Genomic DNA, 22,436 nt, shown 5'->3' with positions numbered 1-22,436 from the left:
TTTGGTTAGAGCAACGAACGTTGTGTCGTTTCACTCTTGTTTTTGTCTCGTGTCCGAAGACGCCGCATCCCTTGTAGGAGCTGCCGAAGGCTGCGATCTGTTGATCTTGATCTTCAAAATCAAAAGATCGCAGCCTCGTTTCACTCGACAGCTCCTACAGGGATCAGCGTCTCTGCGGGAAATTGGTTAGCGAGTCGACACCGGGCGTTTCACCCAGACTGGCGACAGGTTGCTGCCGTTGCCGGTGACGTACAGTACGGCTGCCTCACCACGCTCCAGAGCGACCGGTTTCACGTCGCCGACTTTCTTGTCGCCTTCGTACAGCGCCAGGCTGACTTTCACCGGGTTGATTTCACGTTCGCCACGGCCCTTGGCAGCGACGTTCGGCACCACTTCGGTCTTGCCGTCGGCGGTCTTCAGGGTCAGCGGTTTGTCGCTGAGGTTCTGCACGCGTACCAGGGATTTCTGCTTGTTCTTGAACGGCGGCTCTTCGATCAGTTGTGGCGCGCCGGAAGCGTTGTTGACCAGGGTGTAGTAGTGGTCACCGGCGAGTTTCACCGGCAGGGTCTGGCTGCCGACTTTGGCGCTGTAGTCGCCGCCTGGCATGAAGCTGAAGTCACTGCTGGCCAGTGGCGCGATATCGCTCAGGTTGGTGCTGCCGACAGTCGCGCTGACTTCAGCGTTGCTGGCGTTGTAGACACGCACGAAGGTCGAGCCTTTCGGTGCGGTCGGGCCGTACAGCGCGGCGTCGCCGCCGGCGAAGGCTGGGACGGAAAGTACGCTGAGGCCAGCAACCAGTGCGAAGCTTTTAGCGAGACGACGAGGAGTAGTAGTGAAAGTCATGGTGTACCTCTCTTTCAGTTTTGCGCCCGATCGGGCGTCTCGGATTTAGTGTTGATGGCTACGTTTTGTTGGCGGGCGCCGGCTTGTTTAAGCTCTGCGACCCACTGCGGGTCGGCGTCGCCGATTTCGTTGTTCACAGGCAGATATCGTTCAGGAAACTCCCAGATCAGCACTTGTGGCGGGCTGTTCTTGAAGTCATCGCTTTTCAGGTAGCTGAGCATCGGTAGAATCGGGCCATGGCCGTCTTCGGCGTAGTTGACGACGTCGCTGTGCAGCGCTTGCTTGAGCGCACCGACGAAGTTCCAGTTGGGGTTGGCGCTGTAGCTGGTGCCGATCAGCGCGACCGGTACTTCGCTGTTGGCGAACAGGGCGTCGTCACCGGCAGGCTGCTCGGCGGCAACGGTGTTGCGTTTGAGCAGTGGCTCAGGCGCCGGCATCATGTTTTCGAACAGCGGATCGAGCGGCAGGAACAAACGCAGATCGCCCTTGTGCGTGACCTTCTCTGCTGGCGTGGTAACGAAGCGCTGTGGCTCGCCGCTCAGCGGGAATTTCTCGGCAATGGTTTTCGCCAGCGTGTTGGCGGCGATCTCGGCGCCTTCCGGCGTCCAGTGGGTGTCGGTGCGCAGGAACACTTGCTGACCGTTCTGCTTGGCCTGTTGCAGCGGGCCGAGCAGGTCAGGGGCGAGGATCTTGTCGGCCGCGACACGGGCGTGGAAATCCTGATACAGGTTCTGGTGAATGCTCGAAGGCTTCACTTCATCCAGATGCTCCGGATACAGACGCACCTTGGCCGGCACGATCGCCATCACCAGTTTCACGCCTTTCTCTTTCAGGGTCTGGCGCACGCCTTCGACCAGCGCGTAGTTGCCTTGCAGGTTCTGCTGTTCGTTGACGATCGGGTTGAATTCCTCATCGCTGTACAACCACTGGTCGCGGCCGAGCACGACGCCCGGACGACCTTCGTTGAACAGTTTGAAATCCAGCGCGGCCCAGAGGTTGGTGCCCAGACGCTTGATCGGGAATTCATCGTCGTAGTGGGTTTCCACCGCCTTGGTCCAGCGGCCATTGAGCACCGTCGCGTCGGCGTTGGTGCTGAAGCCGAAGAAGCTGCGAATCGACCACAGACCGAGGACCAACAGCGTCACCAGGAACAGGGCGATGTAGAAGATGCGTAATGAGCGGGTCATGTCAGATCCCTCAGAACTGGAAGTAAAGGAACGGCGAGAAGCTTTGCGCCGAGAGTTTGAGAATCGAGGCGATGAACAGCAGCAGGATCAGCCCGCGCATCACGTAGCGCGACCAATCGGCGGTCCAGTAGGCCGGTTGCACCTGGGCTTCGACGCCGACGGTGTAGCCAGGTTCGTGGATGCTCGCCGGATTTTCCCCAGGCGCTGCCTTGATCATTCCCGGCGTCGCCGTGGCAGGGCCATCGGCCTCGACGTTGACTTCAGGTTTGGTCTTGGCTGGCGGCTGATTGGTGTACAGATCACGCAGGCCGAAGAAGGCCAGGGTCACGTAAGCCACCACCAGGGTTGCCACTTGCAGGCCGGTGAGGCTGGCCTGATTGAGTTCCGACAGCGACCAGTCGCCGAAGCTGAACATTGCACCGTACATGCGCCCGGCAACGTGCAAGTTCTCGGCACGGAAGATCACCCAGCCCATCACTACCAGCAGGAAAGTCAGTGCCCAGCGGATCGGGTTGAGACTGCGCGGCGAAGTGTTCAGACCGAGCATTTTTTCGATCGCCAGCCACATACCGTGCCAGGCGCCCCAGATGATGTAAGTGATGTTCGCGCCGTGCCACAGACCACCGAGCAGCATGGTCAGGAACAGGTTGCGATAGGTCATCAGCGTGCCTTTACGGTTACCGCCGAGGGTGATGTACAAATAGTCACGCAGCCAGGTGGAGAGGCTGATGTGCCAGCGGCGCCAGAACTCGGTGATCGACTGGCTGATGTACGGCTGTTTGAAGTTTTCCATGAAGCGGAAACCCATCATCAAGCCCAGACCGATGGCCATGTCGCTGTAACCGGAGAAGTCGAAATACAGCTGTGCGGTGTACGCCAGCGCACCGAGCCAGGCATCGCCCGTGGTCGGGTTCTGCAGGGCGAAGCAATGGTCGGCGACCACGGCGAGGGTGTCGGCGATGAAGACCTTCTTGATGAAACCCTGCATGAACCGCGTGCAGCCCTCGGAGAACTTGTCGAGGGTGTGCGTGCGGTTGTTGAACTGATCGGCGAGATCGCGGAAGCGCAGGACCGGGCCGGCAATCAGGTGCGGGAAGATCGCCACGAATGCCGCGAAGTCGATCAGGTTGCGCGTGGCCGGTGTGTCGCCACGGTACACGTCGATGATGTAGCTGATCGATTCGAAGATGTAGAACGAAATACCGATCGGCAGCAGCACGTGGGTGAGGATGAACGGCTCGAGACCGAACGAAGTCATGATCTCGTTGATGCTGTCGACACCGAAGTTGGCGTACTTGAAGTAGCCAAGAATGCACAGGTCGACGGCCACGCCGAGCAGCAGCCAGCGCTGCGCCGGTTTGGTTCTGACGCCAGCGGCACCGACTTTCAGGCCGATCCAGTAGTTCCACAGCGTGACCGCTGCGAACAGCGCGAGGAAGTCCACCCGCCACCAGGCGTAGAACACATAGCTGGCGATCAGCAGCAGCAGGTTGCGATAGCGTTGCCCGCTCAGGTAGTACAAGCCGAGAAAGATCGGCAAGAACAGAAACAGGAACACGTTGGATGAAAATACCATCCCGATCTCTCCATGTTTGAACCAACAGTCAAGGGCCAAAGCCCCCCCAAACCCCCCACGTAAAACCGGAGGGTCAACTCAAAAATCTCAAACCTGACACCGGCACCCGTGGGAGCGAGCCTGCTCGCGAAAGCGTCGTGTCAGTCGACATCACATTCTGAATGTCAGACCGCATTCGCGAGCAGGCTCGCTCCCACAGGTTTTGCGTCTGGCCTTACGAACCCTTATTGCCCTTTTCATGCGACGGGTCGTAGACCTTGGTCAGGTCGCCGCCAAGACGGAAGGTCTTGAACGGTTGCATGTCGCGCTTCTTCTCGATCACATCCGGCGCACAGGTGTAGAGCGTGCAGAACGGTTCGAGCCAGGCGAATTTCATGTCCTCTTTGAGGTCGGTCATGTCCTGCTTTTTGCCGTTCTTTTCTTCGAACTCGTCAGGGTCCTTGACGCCGGCCAACACGCGGTCACCCAGCCGCTTCAGTGCGCCATTGTTTTCCTGACGCAGATCGACACCATTGACTTGGGCGAAACTGGCGATCATCGCCAGCGGCGGCAGGGCGTAGTTGTGATAGGCGAGGGCGCGTTGCTGGCGCTTGAGTTCGTTGGGCAGGAAGCCATCGGCATCGACTTGATTGACGCCGACCTTGTATTCCTTGACGGCCCAGTCGAACAGGTCGCGGCGGTTGGTGGCGACGGCGGTGGCCATCACCGACCAGGCGGCCCAGTACGAGTGGTTGTTGGTTTTTTCCAGCGGCAGGTTGTCCCAGTCGCTGACCACCTGATCAGCCATTTTGCTGAACCAGGCTTCGATCAACTGCGCTTCCTGCTGGTGCTGGGCCAGTGGATGCGAGTCGGAAAATTTCAGGCGAATGTACGACGAGGCCATGCTGCCCAGCGCCCATTTGCGCATCGACTTGCCGGTGTGGTTGAAGTCTTTGGACATCAACGCGTCAGCCTTGGCCCACGCGGTCAGCCAGTCGAGCGTGCATTCGAGCTGCTCCGGGCGACCGTCGCGCATGAACTGCATGACGCGCTTGGCGGTGCCGCGCTCCAGCGTAGTGATGTCTTTGGTGGTGTCGCGAAAGGCTTTTTCCGACTGCACGTTCAGCGTCGCGCGGGCCTTGTCCGAACCTTCGTACTTGCTGCGAAATTGCAGCGGACCGGTGTACGGCGCCGGCATCGCGTCGCAGCCATCGCTGTTGTCGCCGGTCTTGAATTTATCCACCGGGGCGAAGTAGCCCTGCGGTGGACGCAATGGCGCGGCGGCCTGAGTTGCCCCGGCGAACATCGCCAGGCTCAGGAGTGTCGGTGCCAACAGATTTTTCAGTTTCGGATTTCGCATAGCAGACCTCATTGCCCGAGCTGCGCGGTCTGTTGACCGACGCCCGGGAATACGTTGCGTTTGCAGATTTTCGCTTCGACTTTTTGTGGCGCGGCGTCAGGTCCGGCTTCAGGACCCTGGACTTCAACGGCCAGCAGGTTTTGCGAGGCCCAGTCTTCGTCCGTGCGCAGCTCAAAGGCGAAACGACCGTCGGTGTCGGAGGTTTCCGGTTTCTCGATCTTGATGTCCTCGTGGCGACCGTTCATGTACCAGAGGGTGGCTTGCAGGGTTTTCACCGAGGTGTCGGCGAAGCGGATGTCGACCTGATGGTTGGCATTTTGCAAGTTCAGGTTCTTGCTGTTGACCAGCAGTTCTTGCTTGCTGCCCGGCTTCAGCGTGGCACTGGCGGACATTTGCGCGTCTTTGCCTTCGCAACCGTTATCGAGCAGCGCCATCATCTGGCGATAGATGGTTTCCTGGTCGAGGCGATACAGCGGCGAGAATTCCCAGATGAGAATCTTCGGTGGAGTCTTCTGGAATTCCTCGCTGCCCAGGTATTGCAGCATCGAACCTTCGAAACCGCCGCCGGGGAAGGCCACGTTGAGGATGTCGGCGCCGATGGCTTCTTCGAGGAAACCGGCGAAGTTGTAGTTCTTGCCGCTGTGCGATGTACCGACCAGGGTGATCTGCGGATTGCCGGAATCGCCGAACAGGTCGCCGTCACCGGCCTCGCCTTTCGGCTCGGTGGTGAACTGGTCCATGTACTGGATCGCATAGCTGGTGCCGCACAGTTGCCCGGCCATGTTGTGCAGGGTGCCGGTCTTGCCCATGCGCCCGGAGCGCTTGGTCTCGAATTCACGCTTGGGAATGTCGGCGAAGGCCGGGATCTGCTTGACCTTTTCGGCGACGATTTTTGCCGTGCGCTGGGCACCGTAAGGTGTCCAGTGCTGGTCGCCACGGAAGTAGAAATCGTGGGCGGGCAGGGTGTCCGGCAGCGATTCGTTGGTCAGTGGCGACAGGTCCGGCACCACGTAGCCCATCTTGGCGAAACGGCCAAGCATGGTCTTGTAGTTGCCCAGCGCTTTCTCGTAATCGAACGCGGCTTTTTCCTGCGGGTTGAGCTTGTTGCGGTTCACCAGGCCACGGGTCGGCTGGTAGACGATCACCAGCTCGACGCCTTTGCTCTTGAACGCATCGTGCAGCTGTTGCAGGCGCTTGTAGCCGGCTGGCGTGGTGTTGAACTCGGTGCGCAGGTCTTCCTGGGTACGGAACAGCCAGTCGCCCTGGGCCTGTACCAGGGTGGTGAAGTTCTGCTGATAACGCGTGGTGTAGTTCTTCGCGTCATGGGCCGCCGGGCACAGGTTGCAGCACGGCTCGGCGGTGAACTTCGGTGGCGTGACGCTTGCGCCGTCAGCGTCGGCGCGAGCGTTGCCGGCAGCGAGAATGCCGAGGGTCAGGGCCGAGAGGCTGAGCAGTTTGATCATGTGTGGGTGCATAAAATTATCCTCAGTCCTGCAATTCGGTCTGGCGTTCGACAGGGTCGATCAGCACGGCTTTCTGCTGGCGCACCAACAGATCGAGAATCTCATCCTGGCGCTCGCCGAGGATGCCGTTGAAGCTGATCCCGCTGGACTTGGTCGGCGCCAGCATCGACACGCGATACAGCTCGACACTCAGCGGCGAGTCGATCGACAGCGGGCCGCTGCCATTGGCCGCCAGCTCGCCGCCGACGACGATCAGCGAGACCTGCGCGTCGAACGGGTCGAGCTTGATGTCACGGTCGGTGTCGGTCAGGTCCTTGATGTGGCCGTAGATACCGGTCAGGCCGTTGGTCATGGCAACGTTTTCGTAGAGGCGGATGTTCACGCTGTTACGAATACGAATGCCGTGACGGGTATTGCTGATGACCTTGTTGCCCCACAGCAGGTTGTCGGCGGACTCGTAGAGCGTGATGCCGTCGGTGTGGTTCTTGTAGATCTCGTTGTAGGCAATGATGTTGTTGACGCTGTTACGGTCGATCACCAGGCCCGACAACTTGTTGTCGAAACTCTTGTTGTTGAAGATGAAGCTGTCGTTGACCTCACGGGAAATAATGATCCCGTGCTTCTTCTTCGTGCCGTGAACGGTGTTCTCGGCAATGATCAGACGGTGCGAGCGGTCATGCGGGTCGATGCCGTAGACGATGTTGTCTTTGTAGGTGTTGCCCTTGACCACAAAGTCGCTGGTTTCGTAGCAGTAGAAGCCGTACCACATGTCCGAGAACTCGGAGCCGACGATCCAGCCGGTCGGTTCCGGGCGTTTGAGGACCTTGGCCATGTTCGGCGTGTACTGGGAAATACTCACCCCGTACGACTTACTGTTGGCGTAACCGAAACTGGCCATCTTGCTGTTGACGATGTAGGTCTCGGTGCCGCCCCAGGAGAGCAGGAACGGACGGAATTCCTTCGGCGAACGGAAGGTCGCCGGGCCGTTGTCCTTCTCGCGCCAGCCGGTGACTTTGGTGTCACGCACGAACAGCTTGCCGTCGTTGACCAGGAACGAACCGGCTTCCTGGGACAGGCGCAGTTCCTGGGTCTGACCATCGATTTCGAGGATGCCTTTCTCGCCGACCACGATCGGCAATTTTGCCAGGTACACGCCAGGGGACGTCTCGCTGAAATACTGCTTGGGCAGTTTTTTCGCCAGATCCTTGAGGTTCATGTAGCCGTCGTCGATGAAGATGGCCTGCGGGATGCCGTGCTGACGCACCACCCATTCGGCCATCTTGTTATCGCCGCCGATGAAGTCCTTCAGGGCGTTTTCCTGCATCATCCGGCGCACGCTGATCTTGCCCGGCTTGCTGCGCACGATCTTCGCGGCAGCGGCTTCGGCGGTGAAGCCGGACAGGTCGGGCAGTGTCGGCTTGGCCAGTTTCAGCGCGTCGGTCGGCGCGCTGCTGACGGTGTAGGTCTTGGCCTGTTGCAGTTCTTTGGCCACGGTCGCAGGTTTCGCCGGTTCAACATTGGCGAAGGCGCCGGCGCTGGCCAGCAGCATCGCGCCGGCCAGCAGGCTGAGTGAGCCTGTTCTGGTGCTGATCATGTCGGGCACTCCCTTGGCGGTTTGCATCAGAAGCGCCAGATCACGTCAATGAATGCGCGGTGCATGTAGGAATCAACCTGGCTGCCGTAGGCATCGCCCGGTTTGAATACACCGCCACGGAAACGCACCAGTGCCGAAGGCTCGTCGATCGACTGGCTCAACGCCGCCGGCAACAGGCCTTGCTTGAAGTACTTGGTGACGACCAGGTCCATTTCCTGACCCAGGTCCTTGTTGCCATCTTCAAGCGGCAAGGATGTGCTGGAGAGGATTGCGCCGGTGACGTCGTCGGTGTTGTTTTCCACCGCGTTGATGCCGTTGCTGCCGACCGGCTTGTTGCCGTCGACACGCCAGAACTTGTGGTAGATCAGGCTGGCGTCGTACTCGTCGTTGACCATCCACGAACCGAACAGGGTGGCGGTCTGCATGTTGTTCATTTCGCCACGGAACGCTTCGCCGAAACGGTGCACGCGCGAGCGGGTACCGGTGTAGTTGGAGCGGTTGCTCTCCAGACCGTTCTGTTCGTAATCGGCACTGGCGCGGGCGTATGCACCGCCGACTTGCCACTGCGGATCGAGGCGCAGACGCACGCCGACATCGGCTGCCCAGCCGCTGATGTCATCGCTGCGCTTGGCTTGTGCCGGGCGCGTGCCGTCGGCGTTCAGCGCATTGACCGTGTCGCGGTCGCCGCTCATGCCGGTGATGCTGCCCCAGTAGTTGACAGTGTTGGTGTTGCGCCAGTTGTAGGCGTCGCTGTCGGCAGTCAGGCCGATCCAGCTGATGTCGCCGTTCTCGGTCTTGTCCAGCGAGTCGCGCGGGACGCCCGGCTCGGCGTAATCGAGTTTGCCATCATCGTGAGTGTGGTGGCCGCGAATGCCGACCCACTGGCCCGGTGTCCACTGGTAAGCAGCGTCGGCGTAGGCGTGCAGGCGATCCTTGTCTTTCGGCGCCAGCTCTTTCAAGTCGGTGCGGTATTCGCTGAAACGCTCGGCAACACCGGCATTGGCCCGCAGCAGGGTGGTGTCAAAGGTCCAGTTCAGCGCTTCGATGTTGGTGTCGCGCCATTGGCCGTCGTCATTGCGCAGACGCTGGCGACCGAACTTGAGCATCTCGCCCGGGTACGGGGTGAGGCCGCTGTAGCCGACCCAGAACTCGCGCATCGCCAGGTAGTTCTTCTTGGTTTTGCGATCACTGTTGTCGGTGGCTTGTTCACCGTCGGATTGTTGCAGGGTGTCGGTCTCGATGATGTCGGTCGAGGTCACCGCCTGACCCATCGCGTAGGCGCTCCACGCGCCGCTTTCGCCGTAGATCCACGGACGCAGGTCGAGGCCCACGCCATTGACGTCACCGCCGCCGGCAGTGCCGAGGTCACGGTCGTCTTCGGACTGGCCGGTGAGTTTCACTTCCAGACCGAAGTTCTTGGTTTCAGTCATCGCAGCCAGTGTCGGGCAAGACCAGAGCAGCGCGAAGGTGAGGCCAATACCGGCCTTCACGAATGGGTTCAGCTTCATAGTTTTTCCTCGCCGTCTTCTTCTTGCAGGGCGTGCAGTTGCAGCGTGTTCGAGTTCAGGGCGCCACGGCTGGCCTGTTCCTGTTGCAACAGGCGGCGGGCTTCGGGCAGGCGCTCGGGCGGCAGTTGCGCCTCGAGGGTCGCTGCCAGTTCATCGGCTTGCGGGGTGTTCTGGGCCTTGGCCAGTTGGCTGAACACGTAGGCGTTCAGCGGGTCGGGCTTGGTGCCCTTGCCTTGGGAAAACAACTGGGCGATGGCGAAGTCGGCACTGTTCTGGCCGTTGCGCGCAGCGGTCAGCAGGTGGTCCAGAGCCTTCTGCGGATAGACCTTGCCCAAGTAGCCACGACGGTAGATCTGGCCGAGGTAGTAATCGGCGGCGACTTCGCGGCCAACGGCTTTCTGGAAGTGTTCCTCGGCGACTTTCGCATCGGCCGGGACCATTTTGCCTTCGTAGTAGACCTTGCCCAGCAGCAGTTCGGCGCGCGGCTGGTCGGCGGCGCGACCGTTGTCCAGGTACTTCATCATCTGGTCGACGTCGCCCAGTTCGGGGAAGTCGTAAAGCAATTGCGCGAGGGTGACCCACGACGCCGGGTAGCCCGGAGCGATCGGCTCGAGCAACGACTGCGCGGTTTTTTCGTCGGTCTTGCCCAGGGTCGAGTCGGCCAGCACGCGGGCCACGGAGTCGACACGCTGCGCAGTGACGGTGCCACGGCTGTAACCAGCCTGCATCTGCTTGATCAGCTCGGCCTGTTGTTCCGGCTGGCCGCGTTTCTGGTAAACGGTAGCCAGTTCCACGTAGCAGATGTCAGTGGTGTTGAGCGCGGCCTTGCAGATCTTTTCCACGTCATCCAGATGCTGGTCGTAAGTGCCTTGGGTGCGATACAGCAGCACCTGCGCCAGACCCGCTTCCGGGTAGCCCGACTTGCGCCACTGATCGATCTGCTGCTGCGCGTTGATGTTGGGGAAGCTGTGCGGGTATTGCAGGTACAGCATCGCCAGCGGGATCAACGTGTTGCCTTCGCCATTGGCGGCGGCTTTTTTCAGCAGGGTTTCGGCTTCGTGGTGCTCGGCTTCGGTGGAGCCCGGCTTGGCCACCAGCAGACGACCGAGACGTGCCTGGGCACGCGGCGACACGCTGGCCGCTGCGCGGTAAGTCGCCTCGGCCTGTTTCATCTGCGCCGGGTCGCGGCTGTCGACCTGGATATCGGCCAGGCCGACTTGCGCCTCGCTGTAACCCAGATCGGCCAGTTGCTGGTAGTTCTGCGCAGCGGTGGCGGTGTCGCCACGCTTGAGCGCTTCGTTGGCCAGACGCTGATCGGGCAGCCCGGCGCAACCGGCCAGACTCACTGCCAATGCCAATGCGCACACTGACCCCATGTGGGAGCGAGCTTGCTCGCGAAAGCGGTGTGTCAGTCGGCACTGAGGCTGAATGTCAGAATGCATTCGCGAGCAAGCTCGCTCCCACAGGGTTTGTGGTGTGCTTGAGATGGGTGGAGTAGTCACAGGCATGTCCTCGACTTAAAGACCGGCAGCCATGGCTTTGTCGATCAGCCAGTTCAGGTTCGGGCCACGGTCGCTGTTCACTTCCACCGGGCGGCCGGCCAGGCTGCTGTCGAGCGGCTCGTCAGGCTGGATCTGTACGCGAATGTCGGAGGACAGGTCGGCGCTCTTCAGGCTGGTGCTGCTGACGATCTTGCCGGTGCGGGTCTTGTCTTCGCCAGCGATCTGGAAGCTCACCGGAGTGCCTGGACGCACGTCGCCGAACTGGCGATAGGAGAAGCGTGCTTCAACGTTGGCCTGGGTGTTGCGCGGCACCAGTTGGAAGATCACGTCGCCCTTGCTCGCGTACTGACCGTCAGCCACCAGTTGCTGGGCCACGGTGCAATCGCACGGCGAGGTCAGGGTGCCGGTCATTTGCTTGCCGAACAGTTCTTCAACCTTGGCCGGGGCCAGTTGGTCTTCGGCCAGATGGCCCTTGAGCACGTCGAGCATGCTGGTGCTGAAGGTCGCCAGCGGTGCGCCTTTGGCGGCAACGCCGTCGGACTTGACCAGGCTCTGCACGGTGCCGTCACGCGGCATGGTGATGTTCATCCCCGGCACGCTGACCAGACCGGCCTGGGCGTGGCTGACGAAGTACATGCCGTACACCGACTTGAAGATGAAACCGGCGGCGACCAGACCAACAGCGAAAATACCGGCGCTGAAGGTCACGGCTTTCAGGCGGCCGAACGGGGTCATGCCGGTGTCGTTGGTCTTGTTCTTGCGCGCCTTGGTGAAATTGTCGCGCTGCAGGGTTGCCAGCACTTCGCCGATGCTGACGATGTCGCCGGCCAGGTGCGAAGTGATCAGGTGGCGCAGGGTGGAAATGTCCTGCGGCTCGAGGTTCTGGAACTGGCAGCCGGCGCGGCCGGTGGCGCGGTCAAAGGAACGCACCTGCAGTTCAACGTCCATGGCCAGGCCGAGGTTGTCGATGACAAATTGCAGACGCGCCTTGTACACCTCGCCGATGGTCAGCGGCATCTGCCCGGCGTTGAACGCCAGACCGCCAGCCGACAGATCGAGGACCCGCGCTTCGAGCGGCGTCCGGTCAGGTCCGAAGAAACGCAGCTTGGCCGGGATTTTCACGCGAGCGTGCTGGCGCTGGGCTTCGGATTCATGCACTACGTTGACGTTGACGGCGGTATTCATAGGGGCGATTTCCTTGTTAATTCAATAGGAGCGGGTCAGACCATCATCAGCAGCACGGCGACAAAAATGCTGCCGGCGGAGAAGGTCATGGTCCGAGACGACCAGGTGTTGAACCAACGTTGAAAGCTGGCGAGATCACGGGTCAGGGATGTGGGCTGGCGAGTCCAGGATTGTTGGTCGAGGCGGAAGAACACGTAGATCTTCACCAGGGCGCCAACGATCTGGTTGTAATACAGAATCGCCGGGTAAGCAGGGCCGATGCGGTGGCCGGAACACGACAGCAACAGCGTCAGGATCAGGCGGGTGATGCCGATCCACAGCAGGTACACGAGAATGAACGCGGTGCCGTACTTGAAGCTGGCGATCAGTGCGACGGTCAGGCCGAGCAGCGAGGTCCACATCGACACGCGCTGGTCGAACAGCACCACCGAGGTGAATACGCCGAGGCGGCGGATACCCAGACCCAGTGCACGGGAGTTCTGGCGCAGGTTGTTGCCGTACCAGCGGAACATCAGCTTGCGGCTGGCCTTGATGAAGCTCTTTTCCGGCGGATGTTCAACGGTGTTGATCGCGGCGTCCGGCACGTAGAAGGTGTCGTAACCCAGGCGCATCAGGCTGAACCAGCTCGACTTGTCGTCACCGGTCAGGAACTTGAAGCGGCCCAGACGCCAGTGTTGCAGCGAGTCGCTTTCAACGTCGGCGATGAACTCCGGATTGGTCACCACGGAGGCTTTGAACACCGACATCCGACCGGTCATGGTCAGTACGCGCTTGGACAGGGCCATCGAGCACATGTTGATGTGGCGCTGGGCGAAACGCAGCTTGTGCCATTCGCTCATGATGTAGCCGCCGCGCACTTCGCAGAACTCGTTGGTGGTCAGGCCGCCGACATTGCCGAACAGCTGGAACCACGGCACGGTCTTGCGCACGACGCCTTCGCCGAGCACGGTGTCGCCGTCGATCACGGCCACCACGGCACGGTCGTCCGGCAGGTGACGGGAGATCGCGCGGAAACCGAAGGCCAGACCATCGCGCTTGCCGGTCCCGGGAATCCGCACGAAGTCGAGCTTGACCCGCTCCGGCGGATTCATCCGCGCCCACAACGCCTTGACCAGCAGCTCGTCGGACATTTCCACGATCGAGCAGACAATGGTGGTCGGCAGTTCGCAGTCGATGGCTTCGCGGATCACCGAGCTGTAGACCTGCGCGGTGGTCAGCGCGTCAATACGAAAGCTGGTGACCATCAGAAACACATGCGACGGATCGGCCGCTTTACCCAGCTTGCGTACTTTGCGACGCAAGTGCGGGTAAACGATGTAGAGAAAAATCATGCCGCGCACAAAGTGCGTTGCACCCATCGAGTAGCGCCAGATACCCACGGCGCCAATCAGGAAAATGAAGTCCTTCGACTCGGAGTCGAATGTGGACGTGGGCAGCATCAAGGCCAGGCCCATCAGCAGACTGAGATAAAAAAGCCAGCCGGCTGATTGCAGAAAAAAATGTTTGAGCTTGGTCATAACCGTCATCCGAAGGTGATGGAGGCTTCAAGCCGCAAGCGTGTTGCCTTTGCTTGCGGCTTGAAGCTTGAGGCTTGCCTTACCAGCAAATGCCTTCGGTGCGGCTACCGGCGCTGGTGGCCTTGGACATGAAGCCCACCAGGTCGATGACTTGCTTGCCCTGCGGCGCTTCCTGGGCCAGCGAACGGAATTTCTCGTCGCGGTTGCCGAGGATGATCACGTCGGAGTTGTCGATCACCGAGTCGAAGTCGGAGTTGAGCAGGGACGATACGTGCGGAATCTTCGATTCGATGTAGTCCTTGTTCGCACCGTGGACACGGGCGTATTCGACGTTGCTGTCGTAGATGCTCAGGTCGTAACCCTTGCCGATCAGCATTTCCGCCAGTTCGACCAGCGGGCTTTCGCGCAGGTCGTCGGTGCCGGCCTTGAAGCTCAGACCGAGCAGGGCGACTTTGCGTTTTTCATGGCTTTCAACGATGTCGAAAGCGTTCTGCACTTGCGATTCGTTACTGCGCATCAGCGAGTTGAGCAGCGGTGCTTCGACGTCCAGGGAACCGGCGCGGTAGGTCAGCGCACGCACGTCTTTGGGCAGGCACGAACCGCCGAAGGCGAAGCCCGGGCGCATGTAGTACTGGGACAGGTTCAGGGTCTTGTCCTGGCAGACTACGTCCATCACTTCACGACCATCGACGCCGACGGCTTTGGCGATGTTGCCGATCTCGTTGGCGAAGGTCACTTTGGTCGCGTGCCAGACGTTGCAGGTGTACTTGATCATCTCGGCAACGGCGATGTCCTTGCGGATGATCGGTGCGTCGAGTTCTTCGTACAGCGATTGCAGAACGTCGCCCGACGCGGTATCGAACTCGCCGATGACGGTCATCGGTGGGTGATCGTAGTCGGCAATGGCGGTGGATTCGCGGAGGAATTCCGGGTTGACCGCTACGCCAAAATCGACGCCAGCCTTCTTGCCCGAGCAGTCTTCCAGAATCGGGATGACCACGTTGGCCACGGTGCCTGGCAACACGGTGCTGCGCACGACGATGGTGTGACGGGTGGTTTTTTCACGCAGGACAAAACCGATCTCGCGGCACACGGCCTCGATGTAGTTCAGTTCCAGGTCGCCGTTCTTTTTGCTTGGCGTGCCGACGCAGATCATCGACAGGTCGGTATCACGAATCGCCTCGGCGAAATTGGTCGTACCGCGCAGACGAGCGGTCTGGACTCCCTGTTGCAGCAGTTCGCCCAAGCCCGGTTCTACAATCGGCGATTTGCCGGCGTTAATCATGTCGATCTTGTCTTTGGCAACATCGACGCCAACTACGTCATGGCCCCGTGCAGACAGGCAACCGGCACATACTGCGCCAACGTAACCCAAACCAAATATGCTGATGCGCATCGCAATTACCTCTGTATATATCAGGCCTTAGAGGCCGGAGTTAATGGTGTTCAGCGGTCACTAGTGCACTCGGAAGTGCGGCTTACAGGCGCCACAATGCCGTGTGCAGGCATACAAAGTTCCGAGTGTCTAATAAGTGCACTCAAGATGTGCGCAACTAGGCCTTGTTGTTATGACTTGCCCTGTTATGCAGCCGATCTTCCGTGCGGGAAGACTCTAGTGCAGTCGTGTAGCCTGCTCGACGTCCGGTAGGGAGCCGGTAAATCAAGCAGTTAGGTGCTCAGGCGAGCACGTTTATAGGGGCGCGGCCTTGGCCTTTGTAGGGGATATTAATGGTGCGTATCTCCTGTCCTTCGATTGTTTTGAGACTAGTTAGTCACTCAGGCAAGTTGCTGTGACAACTTGGTTACATGGCTATCAGCTCTGCGTAAGTTATCTCGTACAAACTCGGCGAGAATCGTTACCGGTGGTATGAGCAATGCATTTGGACATAGTTCCAGCCCGCTCATCGTGCCAGTCGAAATTTTTTGAAATATTGATGAAGATGGCACTGGGTGCAAATTGATAGCACTAACGATTTCGCCCTTTAGTTATCGGGGCGAAACCGGGGCCGATAGTTTTGTGCCACTACGGGTAAAAAATTTAGGTGCCACTACTGAAAAAAAACTTCAGTGTCGAGTGAAACTAAAATTAGAAAATAGAGTGTGGTTTTATTGGCGCCATTAAATTGGCGATATGTCGCGAGGGGATTTTGACTTCGGGCGGACTGCACGACTCTTGAGGAAAAGAGTCGTGCAAAGGGCATGCTTTATTCCGGGGCGTGGTCGCGCAAAAACACCAGATTGTCGGGTTTCGACTGCTCGGCGCTGTAGCGATAACCCTGTACATCGAATTGCTTGAGTTGAGACGGGTCGTTGATGCGTTCCTGAATCACAAAACGGCTCATCAGGCCGCGCGCTTTCTTGGCGTAGAAACTGATGATTTTGTACTGGCCGTTCTTCTGATCCTTGAACTCGGTGTTGATGATCCGCGCCTTCAACGCGCTGCGCTTGACCGCGGAAAAGTATTCGTTGGATGCAAGGTTGAGCAGTACGTCATCGCCTTGCTCGGCCAGCGCTTCATTCAGCCACTCGCTGATGCGCGTGCCCCAGAACGCATACAGATCCTTGCCACGGGCGTTGGCCAGTTTGGTGCCCATTTCCAGGCGATAGGGTTGCATCAGATCCAGCGGCCGCAGCAGGCCATAAAGGCCGGAGAGCATGCGCAGGTGTTTTTGCGCGTAATCGAATTGCGCCTCGCTGAAGGACTGCGCATCCAGGCCGGTGTACACATCGCCCTTGAAGGCGAGCAGCGCCTGTTTGGCGTTTTCCGGGGTGAAGGCCGGCGTCCAACTGCCGAAACGCGCGGCATTGAGGCCACCGATCTTGTCGGACACGTGCATCAACTCGCTGATCTGCGCCGGACTCAGCTCGCGCAACTGCTGGATCAATTCCTGGGAATGGTCGAGGTACTGCGGCTGGGTAAAGCGCTGGGTCGCCGGCGGTGTTTCGTAGTCGAGGGTCTTAGCGGGGGAAATCACCATCAGCATGAAGTCGTCTCCTTTAATCGTGGGGGCGATTCTAGGGGGTTGTCCGGGTTGACTCCAGCTATCAAGCCCATAGGTGATCGACGGCTTAACTCAAACCCCTTGTGGGAGCGAGCCTGCTCGCGAAAGCGGATTTACATGATCGTTCCCACGCTCCGCGTGGGAATGCAGCCCGTGACGCTCTGCGTCACAGTCGTCGGACGCGGAGCGTCCGGGGAGGCGTTACCACGCAGAGCGTGGGAACGATCATCCGTGGCTGAGGGGGAACAGGACAGGATCAGCTATAGTGCCGCGCGGGTTTTGTTATGGAGACATCCCTTTGCGCATTGTTCTTATATTCACCGCGTGGCTGCTGAGCGTCGGCGCCATGGCGGCGCCCGGCGACGCGGCGACGCTGGATCGCACGACCTGGCCGGAGCAGCTCAGCAATCCGACCCTGTTCGACGTCGCGTCGCGGGCGGAAATTCTCATGTTCGCTCGCGGCCTGCTCGGCACCGAGTCCATCGACGAGGCGGCACTGGCCCAGCGCCTGGGCCTGCGCACGGTCAATATCGATGCGGTCAATCAGCTGCGCCAGCGCCTCTGGCAGCGCTTGCTCGCCAACTACAACCACGCCCAGCAAAGCTGCGATCAGGACGCCTCGTTCTGCTTCCTCGTCGAAGACCTGCCGACCCTGCGCGAGCAGGCGGCCAAGTTCGTGGTCAGCGACGACAGTTATTACACCAAATGGGCCGAGCCGAGCCGGATCTTCCATTTGCAGTACCTCGACGAGTTGATGCGCAAGGCTGCGCTGTCGCCGCAAACCAGTAACGAGTTCGATCGTTTTGGCGACTACGAGCGCAACGGCGACGACATGCACGACCGGCTGTTTCTGCTGACGTTCGACAGCGCCGCCAACGTGCAACCGGACAACACCGACTGGCTGACCGAATACCTGCGCAAGTCCAATCTGAGCGGGACATTCTTTGTCTTGGGCAAGGATATTCAGGCGCGACTCACCGGCCGTTCGGTCAGCAGCCTGCAGGCGAGTTTCTCCCGGCAGTGCGTGGGCGTGCAGGGCTGGGAGTTCCGCTCCCACAGCCATTGGCAGGACTGGCAGGATTCGGTGCGACGCAGCGCCGATCTGGTGAAAAACAAACTGCCGGAAAATTACGTGCCGCTGTTCCGGCCGCCGGATGGCCAGCGCCGCAGTGACGCGCAGGGTTTTTTCAATAGCCAGGGCCTGCAAGTGGCGCTGTGGGACATCGATGCCCAGGACGGTGCCGGCAAGCTCAAGGGGCCGGCGAGCGCGCAGCGAGTGTTGACCCTGATGCTGCTGTGGCGGCACGGGGTGATCAATTTCAACATGAAACAGGATGCGGTGAAGACGTCCTTGCCGTGGCTGATCACCCAGACTGCGCAGAGCGGCATCGGTTGGGAAGACTGTCAGGACGCGTTTCGTTGAGAAACGACAAAAAGCCCGGAAACATTGGGCTTGGGGTAATTTTCAGGAGGAATTCGATGCAGGCGGACTTCCGACTTTAGCGGGGTACGGGGAGTCCGCCAAGGGCTTTTCGTCACTCTGCAAAATAAACTTAAAAAAACCGTCAAAGTGCTTTTTTATGTCATCGGTTTTGGAGTATTACGAAGACAGACCGCCGAAACCTGCAACACAGGTGGCGTCTTCCCAGACTCCTATTGTGTGCAGTTCATCCAGGCCCTCGTGGATGAATTCGGCAGTCACCTCGAGGCGCAGCACTGTCAAGGTATTGCGTCGAATGGCTCCCACAAAGGTGACCGAGTATGGATGATCACGGACGCAGCCCTTCCTCCAACCAGCCAATCCTGTATGTACTCGATACCAACGTATTGATTCACGATCCAAATGCCCTGCTGAATTTCGAAGAACACCACGTCGCCATCCCGATGACCGTGCTGGAAGAGCTGGACAAGCTCAAGAGCGGCCATCACAGCGTGGCCGCCGAATGCCGTCAGGCGATCCGCCTGATCGACAAGACCTTGGGCGATGCGTCCCCCGAGGACGTCGAACTGGGTGTGCCGATCCAGCGCGGCAAGGGCGGGCCGAAAGGCTTGCTGTCAATTCTGATGAGCAAACAGGCCGAGTCGAACCTGATTCTGCCCGAGCACCTGAACGACAACAAAATCATCAACCAACTGATTGATCTGCACACCCGCGATCCGCAGAAACCGGTGGTGCTGGTCACCAAAGACATCAACATGCGCCTCAAGGCGCGCGCCTGTGGCATCGACGCCGAGGACTACAGCACCGACCAACTGGTCGATGACGTGTCCCTGCTGCCCAACGGCTACCACAACATGACCGGCTCATTCTGGGACCGCGTGAGCAAGGTCGAAACCCGTCAGGATCACGGCCGCACCTGGCATCAGGTGCAACTGATCGACAACCTGCCGGCCGTGCACATCAACGAGTTCATCATCGACGAGCAGGGCTTTGTCGGCTGGATCAAGGAAATCCAGGAAGACCGCCTGCTGATCCTCGACCTGCACCAGGAACCGCTGCTGCATCAGGAGGCCTGGGGCCTGAAGCCGCGCGACATCTATCAGAGTCTGGCCCTGTATGCGTTGCTTGACCCGGACATTCATCTGGTCAACCTGTCCGGCGCCGCCGGTTCCGGTAAAACCATTCTGGCGCTGGCCGCTGCGATCGAGCAGACCATGGTCAGCAAACGTTATCGCCGCATCATCGCCACCCGCAGCGTGCAGGGTCTGGACCAGGAAATCGGCTTCCTGCCCGGCACCGAAGCGGAAAAAATGGAGCCTTGGCTGGGCGCCATCACCGACAACCTCGAAGCCTTGCACATGGATGACGAAAACACCCATGGCAGCGTCGACTACATCCTCAGCAAAGTGCCGTTGCAGTTCAAATCGCTCAACTACATTCGCGGTCGCAGCTTCCAGCAAAGCCTGATCCTGATCGACGAATGCCAGAACCTCACGCCGCACCAGATGAAAACCATCATCACCCGTGCCGGCGCCGGTTCCAAAGTGGTGTGCCTGGGCAACCTGGCGCAGATCGACACCCCTTACCTGTCCGCGACCAGCTCCGGGCTGACCTACCTGACCGAACGCTTCAAGGATTTCCCCAACGGTGTGCACATCACCCTGCAAGGGGTGCCTCGCTCGATCCTGGCCGAATACGCCGAATCGCATCTGTAACCCTTCACCCAAACCGGGCGACCCCTTAAAGCCGCCCGGTTTTTTTATGGATAAATGCATGTCTCCTGTGGGAGCGAGCCTGCTCGCTAATGCGATGTATCAGTCGACATCTATGGTGAATCTGAATCCGCTTTCGCGAGCAGGCTCGCTCCCACAGGGGGCAACGGTGATTTCATAATCAGTGATGCGGATATCTGACCCACAGGTTTACAATCCACGCTCCTGATCAGGAGTAATCCCGTGCTGACTCATCTCGATTCCCAAGGTCGCGCCAACATGGTCGACGTCACTGAAAAAGCCGTGACGTTCCGTGAAGCGACCGCTCAAGCGCTGGTGCGCATGCTCCCTGAAACCCTGCAGATGATCGTCAGCGGCGGCCACCCCAAGGGCGATGTGTTCGCCGTGGCGCGCATTGCCGGTATTCAGGCGGCGAAGAAAACCAGCGACCTCATTCCCCTGTGCCATCCGCTGATGCTGACTGGCGTCAAAGTCGAACTCAGCGCCGAGGGTGAGGACAGCGTGCGCATCGTCGCCCGCTGCAAGCTGTCCGGGCAGACCGGTGTCGAGATGGAAGCGCTGACCGCCGCCAGCGTCGCCGCCCTGACCATTTACGACATGTGCAAAGCCGTCGACCGTGGCATGACCATCGAAAGCGTGCGGCTGCTGGAGAAAGTCGGCGGCAAGAGCGGCCACTTCCAGGCGGAGCAGCCATGAAACTGACCGTGAAATTTTTTGCCCGCTACCGTGAAGCGCTGGGCGTGGATTCGGTTGCGGTTGAAGGCGATTTCGCCACCGTCGATGACGTTCGGGCGCATGTTCTTGAAATGCAGGCGCAACGTGATGGCGCCGAAGTGCTGAGCGAGCAGAACCTGATGTGCGCACGTAACGAAGACCTCTGCCAGCTCGACGAGCCGGTGGTCGATGGCGACGAAGTGGCGTTTTTCCCCACCGTGACCGGAGGCTGAGCATGGCGATTCGCGTGCAGGCCACGCCGTTCGATCCGGGCGCTGAAGTCAATGCGATGCACGCGTCCAATGTCGGCGTTGGCGCGGTGGTGAGCTTTGTCGGTTACGTGCGCGACTTCAACGACGGTCTCGACGTGGCCGGGATGTTCCTCGAACACTATCCGGGCATGACCGAGAAGGCCCTCGGCAAGATCGCCGTCGAAGCCGAGCAGCGCTGGCCGCTGTTGAAACTGGAAGTGCTGCACCGCATCGGCGCGCTGGAGCCGGGCGAACCGATCGTCTTCGTCGGCGCCGCCAGCGCCCACCGCCAGGCCGCATTCGATGCCTGCGCCTTCGTGATGGACTACCTGAAAACCCGCGCGCCGTTCTGGAAGAAAGAAAACACCAGCGATGGACCACGTTGGGTCGAAGGGCGTGACAGTGATCATGCCGCCGCTGATCGCTGGAAAAAGTAATTCCTGTAGCGCCCCTCAGTACGCCTTCGCGAGCAAGCTCGCTCCCACATTGGATCTGTGTCGTTCACAAATCCAATGTGGGAGCGAGCTTGCTCGCGAAGGGGCCATCTGTAACGGCAAAAACCTCGCAGACACTCTCTTCTCGCGGATTGACGGTTTGTACCTATAAGTCCAATATGGATTTCCAGGTACAAAAAAAGCTTCAATCCTGCCGCTCGTAGCTCCCCGCTAGCAGCTGCTCTTCTTCATCTTGCCAAACCAACAACAACCCGCGAGAGAATGAACAATGAAGAAACTCCCCCTCATCACCGGCCTTGCCTTCAGCCTGCTGGCCTGTGCCAGCACCTTTGCCGCCGAGAAAACCTTGCGCATCGGCATCGAAGCGGCCTACCCGCCATTCGCGTCGAAAACCGATAAAGGTGAAATCGTCGGTTTCGACTACGACATCGGCAACGCCCTGTGTGCGCAGATGAAGGTCAAGTGCGTGTGGGTTGAAGGTGAGTTCGACGGGCTGATTCCTTCGCTGAAAGTGAAGAAGATCGACATGGCGCTGTCGTCGATGACCATCAACGAAGATCGCAAGAAGTCGGTGGATTTCAGCCACAAGTACTATTTCACTTCTTCGCGTCTGGTGATGAAGGAAGGCGCTACGGTCGATGATCAGTACGCCAGCCTCAAAGGCAAGAACGTCGGCGTGCAGCGCGCGACCACCACCGATCGTTATGCCACCGAGGTGTTCGAACCCAAGGGCATCAACGTCAAGCGCTACAGCAACAACGAAGAAATCTACATGGACCTGGCGGCGGGGCGCCTTGATGCGATTTTTGCCGACACCATTCCGCTCAATGACTTCCTGTCGATGCCGCGCGGTAAGGGTTACGCGTTTGTCGGGCCGGAGCTGAAGGATCCGAAGTACGTCGGCGAGGGCGCGGGGATTGCTGTGCGCAAGGGCAATGCTGAGCTGGTCAGCCAGTTGAACAGCGCCATCGACGGGATTCGCGCGAATGGCGAATATCAGAAGATTTCCGAGAAGTATTTCAAGACCGATATCTACGGCGATTGATCAAGCGGTTTCGCGAGCAGGCTCGCTCCCACAGGGGTAACGCATTCCAAATGTGGGAGCGAGCCTGCTCGCGAAGAGGCC

The 22,436-nt window shown here is 59.6% G+C and carries 18 protein-coding genes; 6 read left to right on the top strand and 12 right to left on the bottom strand.

The genetic code is table 11. The features are described 5' to 3' along the window. Positions 1–186: 186 nt before the first annotated feature. The 12 genes from QMX86_RS14050 to yaaA form a co-directional block, all read right to left on the bottom strand. A complete protein-coding gene (locus QMX86_RS14050) occupies positions 187–843 on the bottom strand; it encodes an alginate O-acetyltransferase AlgF (protein WP_016771605.1) in 657 nt (218 codons plus the stop codon). Positions 844–857: 14 nt separating this feature from the next. After that, positions 858–2,030 carry an alginate O-acetyltransferase gene (locus QMX86_RS14045; RefSeq protein WP_016771604.1) on the bottom strand — a complete coding sequence of 391 codons (1,173 nt, stop codon included), beginning with the start codon at positions 2,028–2,030 and terminating at the stop codon, positions 858–860. 10 nt (positions 2,031–2,040) lie between these two features. Further along, on the bottom strand, positions 2,041–3,606 hold the full coding sequence (locus tag QMX86_RS14040; RefSeq protein WP_024011674.1) for an MBOAT family protein: 1,566 nt from the start codon (positions 3,604–3,606) through the stop codon (positions 2,041–2,043). A 214-nt stretch (positions 3,607–3,820) separates the two neighbouring features. Next, a complete protein-coding gene (locus QMX86_RS14035; protein ID WP_073473675.1) occupies positions 3,821–4,945 on the bottom strand; it encodes a mannuronate-specific alginate lyase in 1,125 nt (374 codons plus the stop codon). Between the two features lie 8 nt (positions 4,946–4,953). Next, entirely contained in the window at positions 4,954–6,420 is a 1,467-nt protein-coding gene (locus tag QMX86_RS14030) for an alginate O-acetyltransferase (protein ID WP_122751910.1), read from the bottom strand. A gap of 10 nt (positions 6,421–6,430) precedes the next feature. Further along, on the bottom strand, positions 6,431–8,002 hold the full coding sequence (gene algG / locus QMX86_RS14025) for a mannuronan 5-epimerase AlgG (protein WP_073473915.1): 1,572 nt from the start codon (positions 8,000–8,002) through the stop codon (positions 6,431–6,433). A gap of 26 nt (positions 8,003–8,028) precedes the next feature. Further along, positions 8,029–9,510, bottom strand: a complete 1,482-nt coding sequence (locus tag QMX86_RS14020; protein WP_073473673.1) for an alginate export family protein — start codon at positions 9,508–9,510, stop codon at positions 8,029–8,031. After that, positions 9,507–11,012, bottom strand: coding sequence for an alginate biosynthesis TPR repeat lipoprotein AlgK (gene algK, locus QMX86_RS14015; RefSeq protein ID WP_282386421.1), 1,506 nt, complete (start codon positions 11,010–11,012; stop codon positions 9,507–9,509). The genes QMX86_RS14020 and algK overlap by 4 nt, the downstream gene beginning before the upstream one ends. A 15-nt stretch (positions 11,013–11,027) precedes the next feature. Continuing rightward, positions 11,028–12,197: an alginate biosynthesis protein Alg44 gene (locus QMX86_RS14010; RefSeq protein WP_024011680.1), complete on the bottom strand. Its 1,170-nt coding sequence runs from the start codon at positions 12,195–12,197 to the stop codon at positions 11,028–11,030. Between the two features lie 35 nt (positions 12,198–12,232). Beyond that, the gene (alg8, locus tag QMX86_RS14005) at positions 12,233–13,714 is read right to left on the bottom strand and encodes a mannuronan synthase (protein ID WP_161806094.1); all 1,482 of its coding nucleotides are present in this window, start codon (positions 13,712–13,714) and stop codon (positions 12,233–12,235) included. Positions 13,715–13,793: 79 nt separating this feature from the next. Beyond that, positions 13,794–15,110, bottom strand: coding sequence for a UDP-glucose/GDP-mannose dehydrogenase family protein (locus QMX86_RS14000; protein ID WP_122601887.1), 1,317 nt, complete (start codon positions 15,108–15,110; stop codon positions 13,794–13,796). Between the two features lie 808 nt (positions 15,111–15,918). Then, on the bottom strand, positions 15,919–16,698 hold the full coding sequence (yaaA, locus tag QMX86_RS13995) for a peroxide stress protein YaaA (protein WP_110646408.1): 780 nt from the start codon (positions 16,696–16,698) through the stop codon (positions 15,919–15,921). A gap of 316 nt (positions 16,699–17,014) precedes the next feature. On the opposite strand from yaaA, the gene QMX86_RS13990 reads away from it, so the two are divergent. The 6 genes from QMX86_RS13990 (at position 17,015) to QMX86_RS13965 (ending at position 22,355) form a co-directional block, all read left to right on the top strand. Next, a complete protein-coding gene (locus tag QMX86_RS13990; protein ID WP_282387595.1) occupies positions 17,015–18,139 on the top strand; it encodes a polysaccharide deacetylase family protein in 1,125 nt (374 codons plus the stop codon). A 338-nt stretch (positions 18,140–18,477) separates the two neighbouring features. Further along, positions 18,478–19,872 (top strand): PhoH family protein, encoded by a 1,395-nt coding sequence (locus QMX86_RS13985; RefSeq protein ID WP_024011685.1) that lies wholly within the window; start codon positions 18,478–18,480, stop codon positions 19,870–19,872. A gap of 240 nt (positions 19,873–20,112) precedes the next feature. Continuing rightward, positions 20,113–20,586: a cyclic pyranopterin monophosphate synthase MoaC gene (gene moaC, locus QMX86_RS13980; protein WP_008080206.1), complete on the top strand. Its 474-nt coding sequence runs from the start codon at positions 20,113–20,115 to the stop codon at positions 20,584–20,586. Continuing rightward, on the top strand, positions 20,583–20,837 hold the full coding sequence (locus tag QMX86_RS13975) for a MoaD/ThiS family protein (protein ID WP_041479493.1): 255 nt from the start codon (positions 20,583–20,585) through the stop codon (positions 20,835–20,837). Before moaC ends, QMX86_RS13975 begins: the two co-directional genes overlap by 4 nt. A gap of 2 nt (positions 20,838–20,839) precedes the next feature. Further along, positions 20,840–21,292: a molybdopterin synthase catalytic subunit MoaE gene (gene moaE / locus QMX86_RS13970; protein ID WP_282387594.1), complete on the top strand. Its 453-nt coding sequence runs from the start codon at positions 20,840–20,842 to the stop codon at positions 21,290–21,292. 286 nt (positions 21,293–21,578) lie between these two features. Further along, complete coding sequence (locus tag QMX86_RS13965) at positions 21,579–22,355, top strand: ABC transporter substrate-binding protein (RefSeq protein ID WP_122707150.1); 777 nt, start codon at positions 21,579–21,581, stop codon at positions 22,353–22,355. Positions 22,356–22,436 lie beyond the last annotated feature (81 nt).

Source organism: Pseudomonas sp. PS01270 (assembly GCF_029959775.1).
GTDB lineage: Bacteria > Pseudomonadota > Gammaproteobacteria > Pseudomonadales > Pseudomonadaceae > Aquipseudomonas > Aquipseudomonas atacamensis.
Note: the sequence above shows the minus strand (reverse complement) of the source record. Positions and strands in the feature narration are given on the sequence as shown.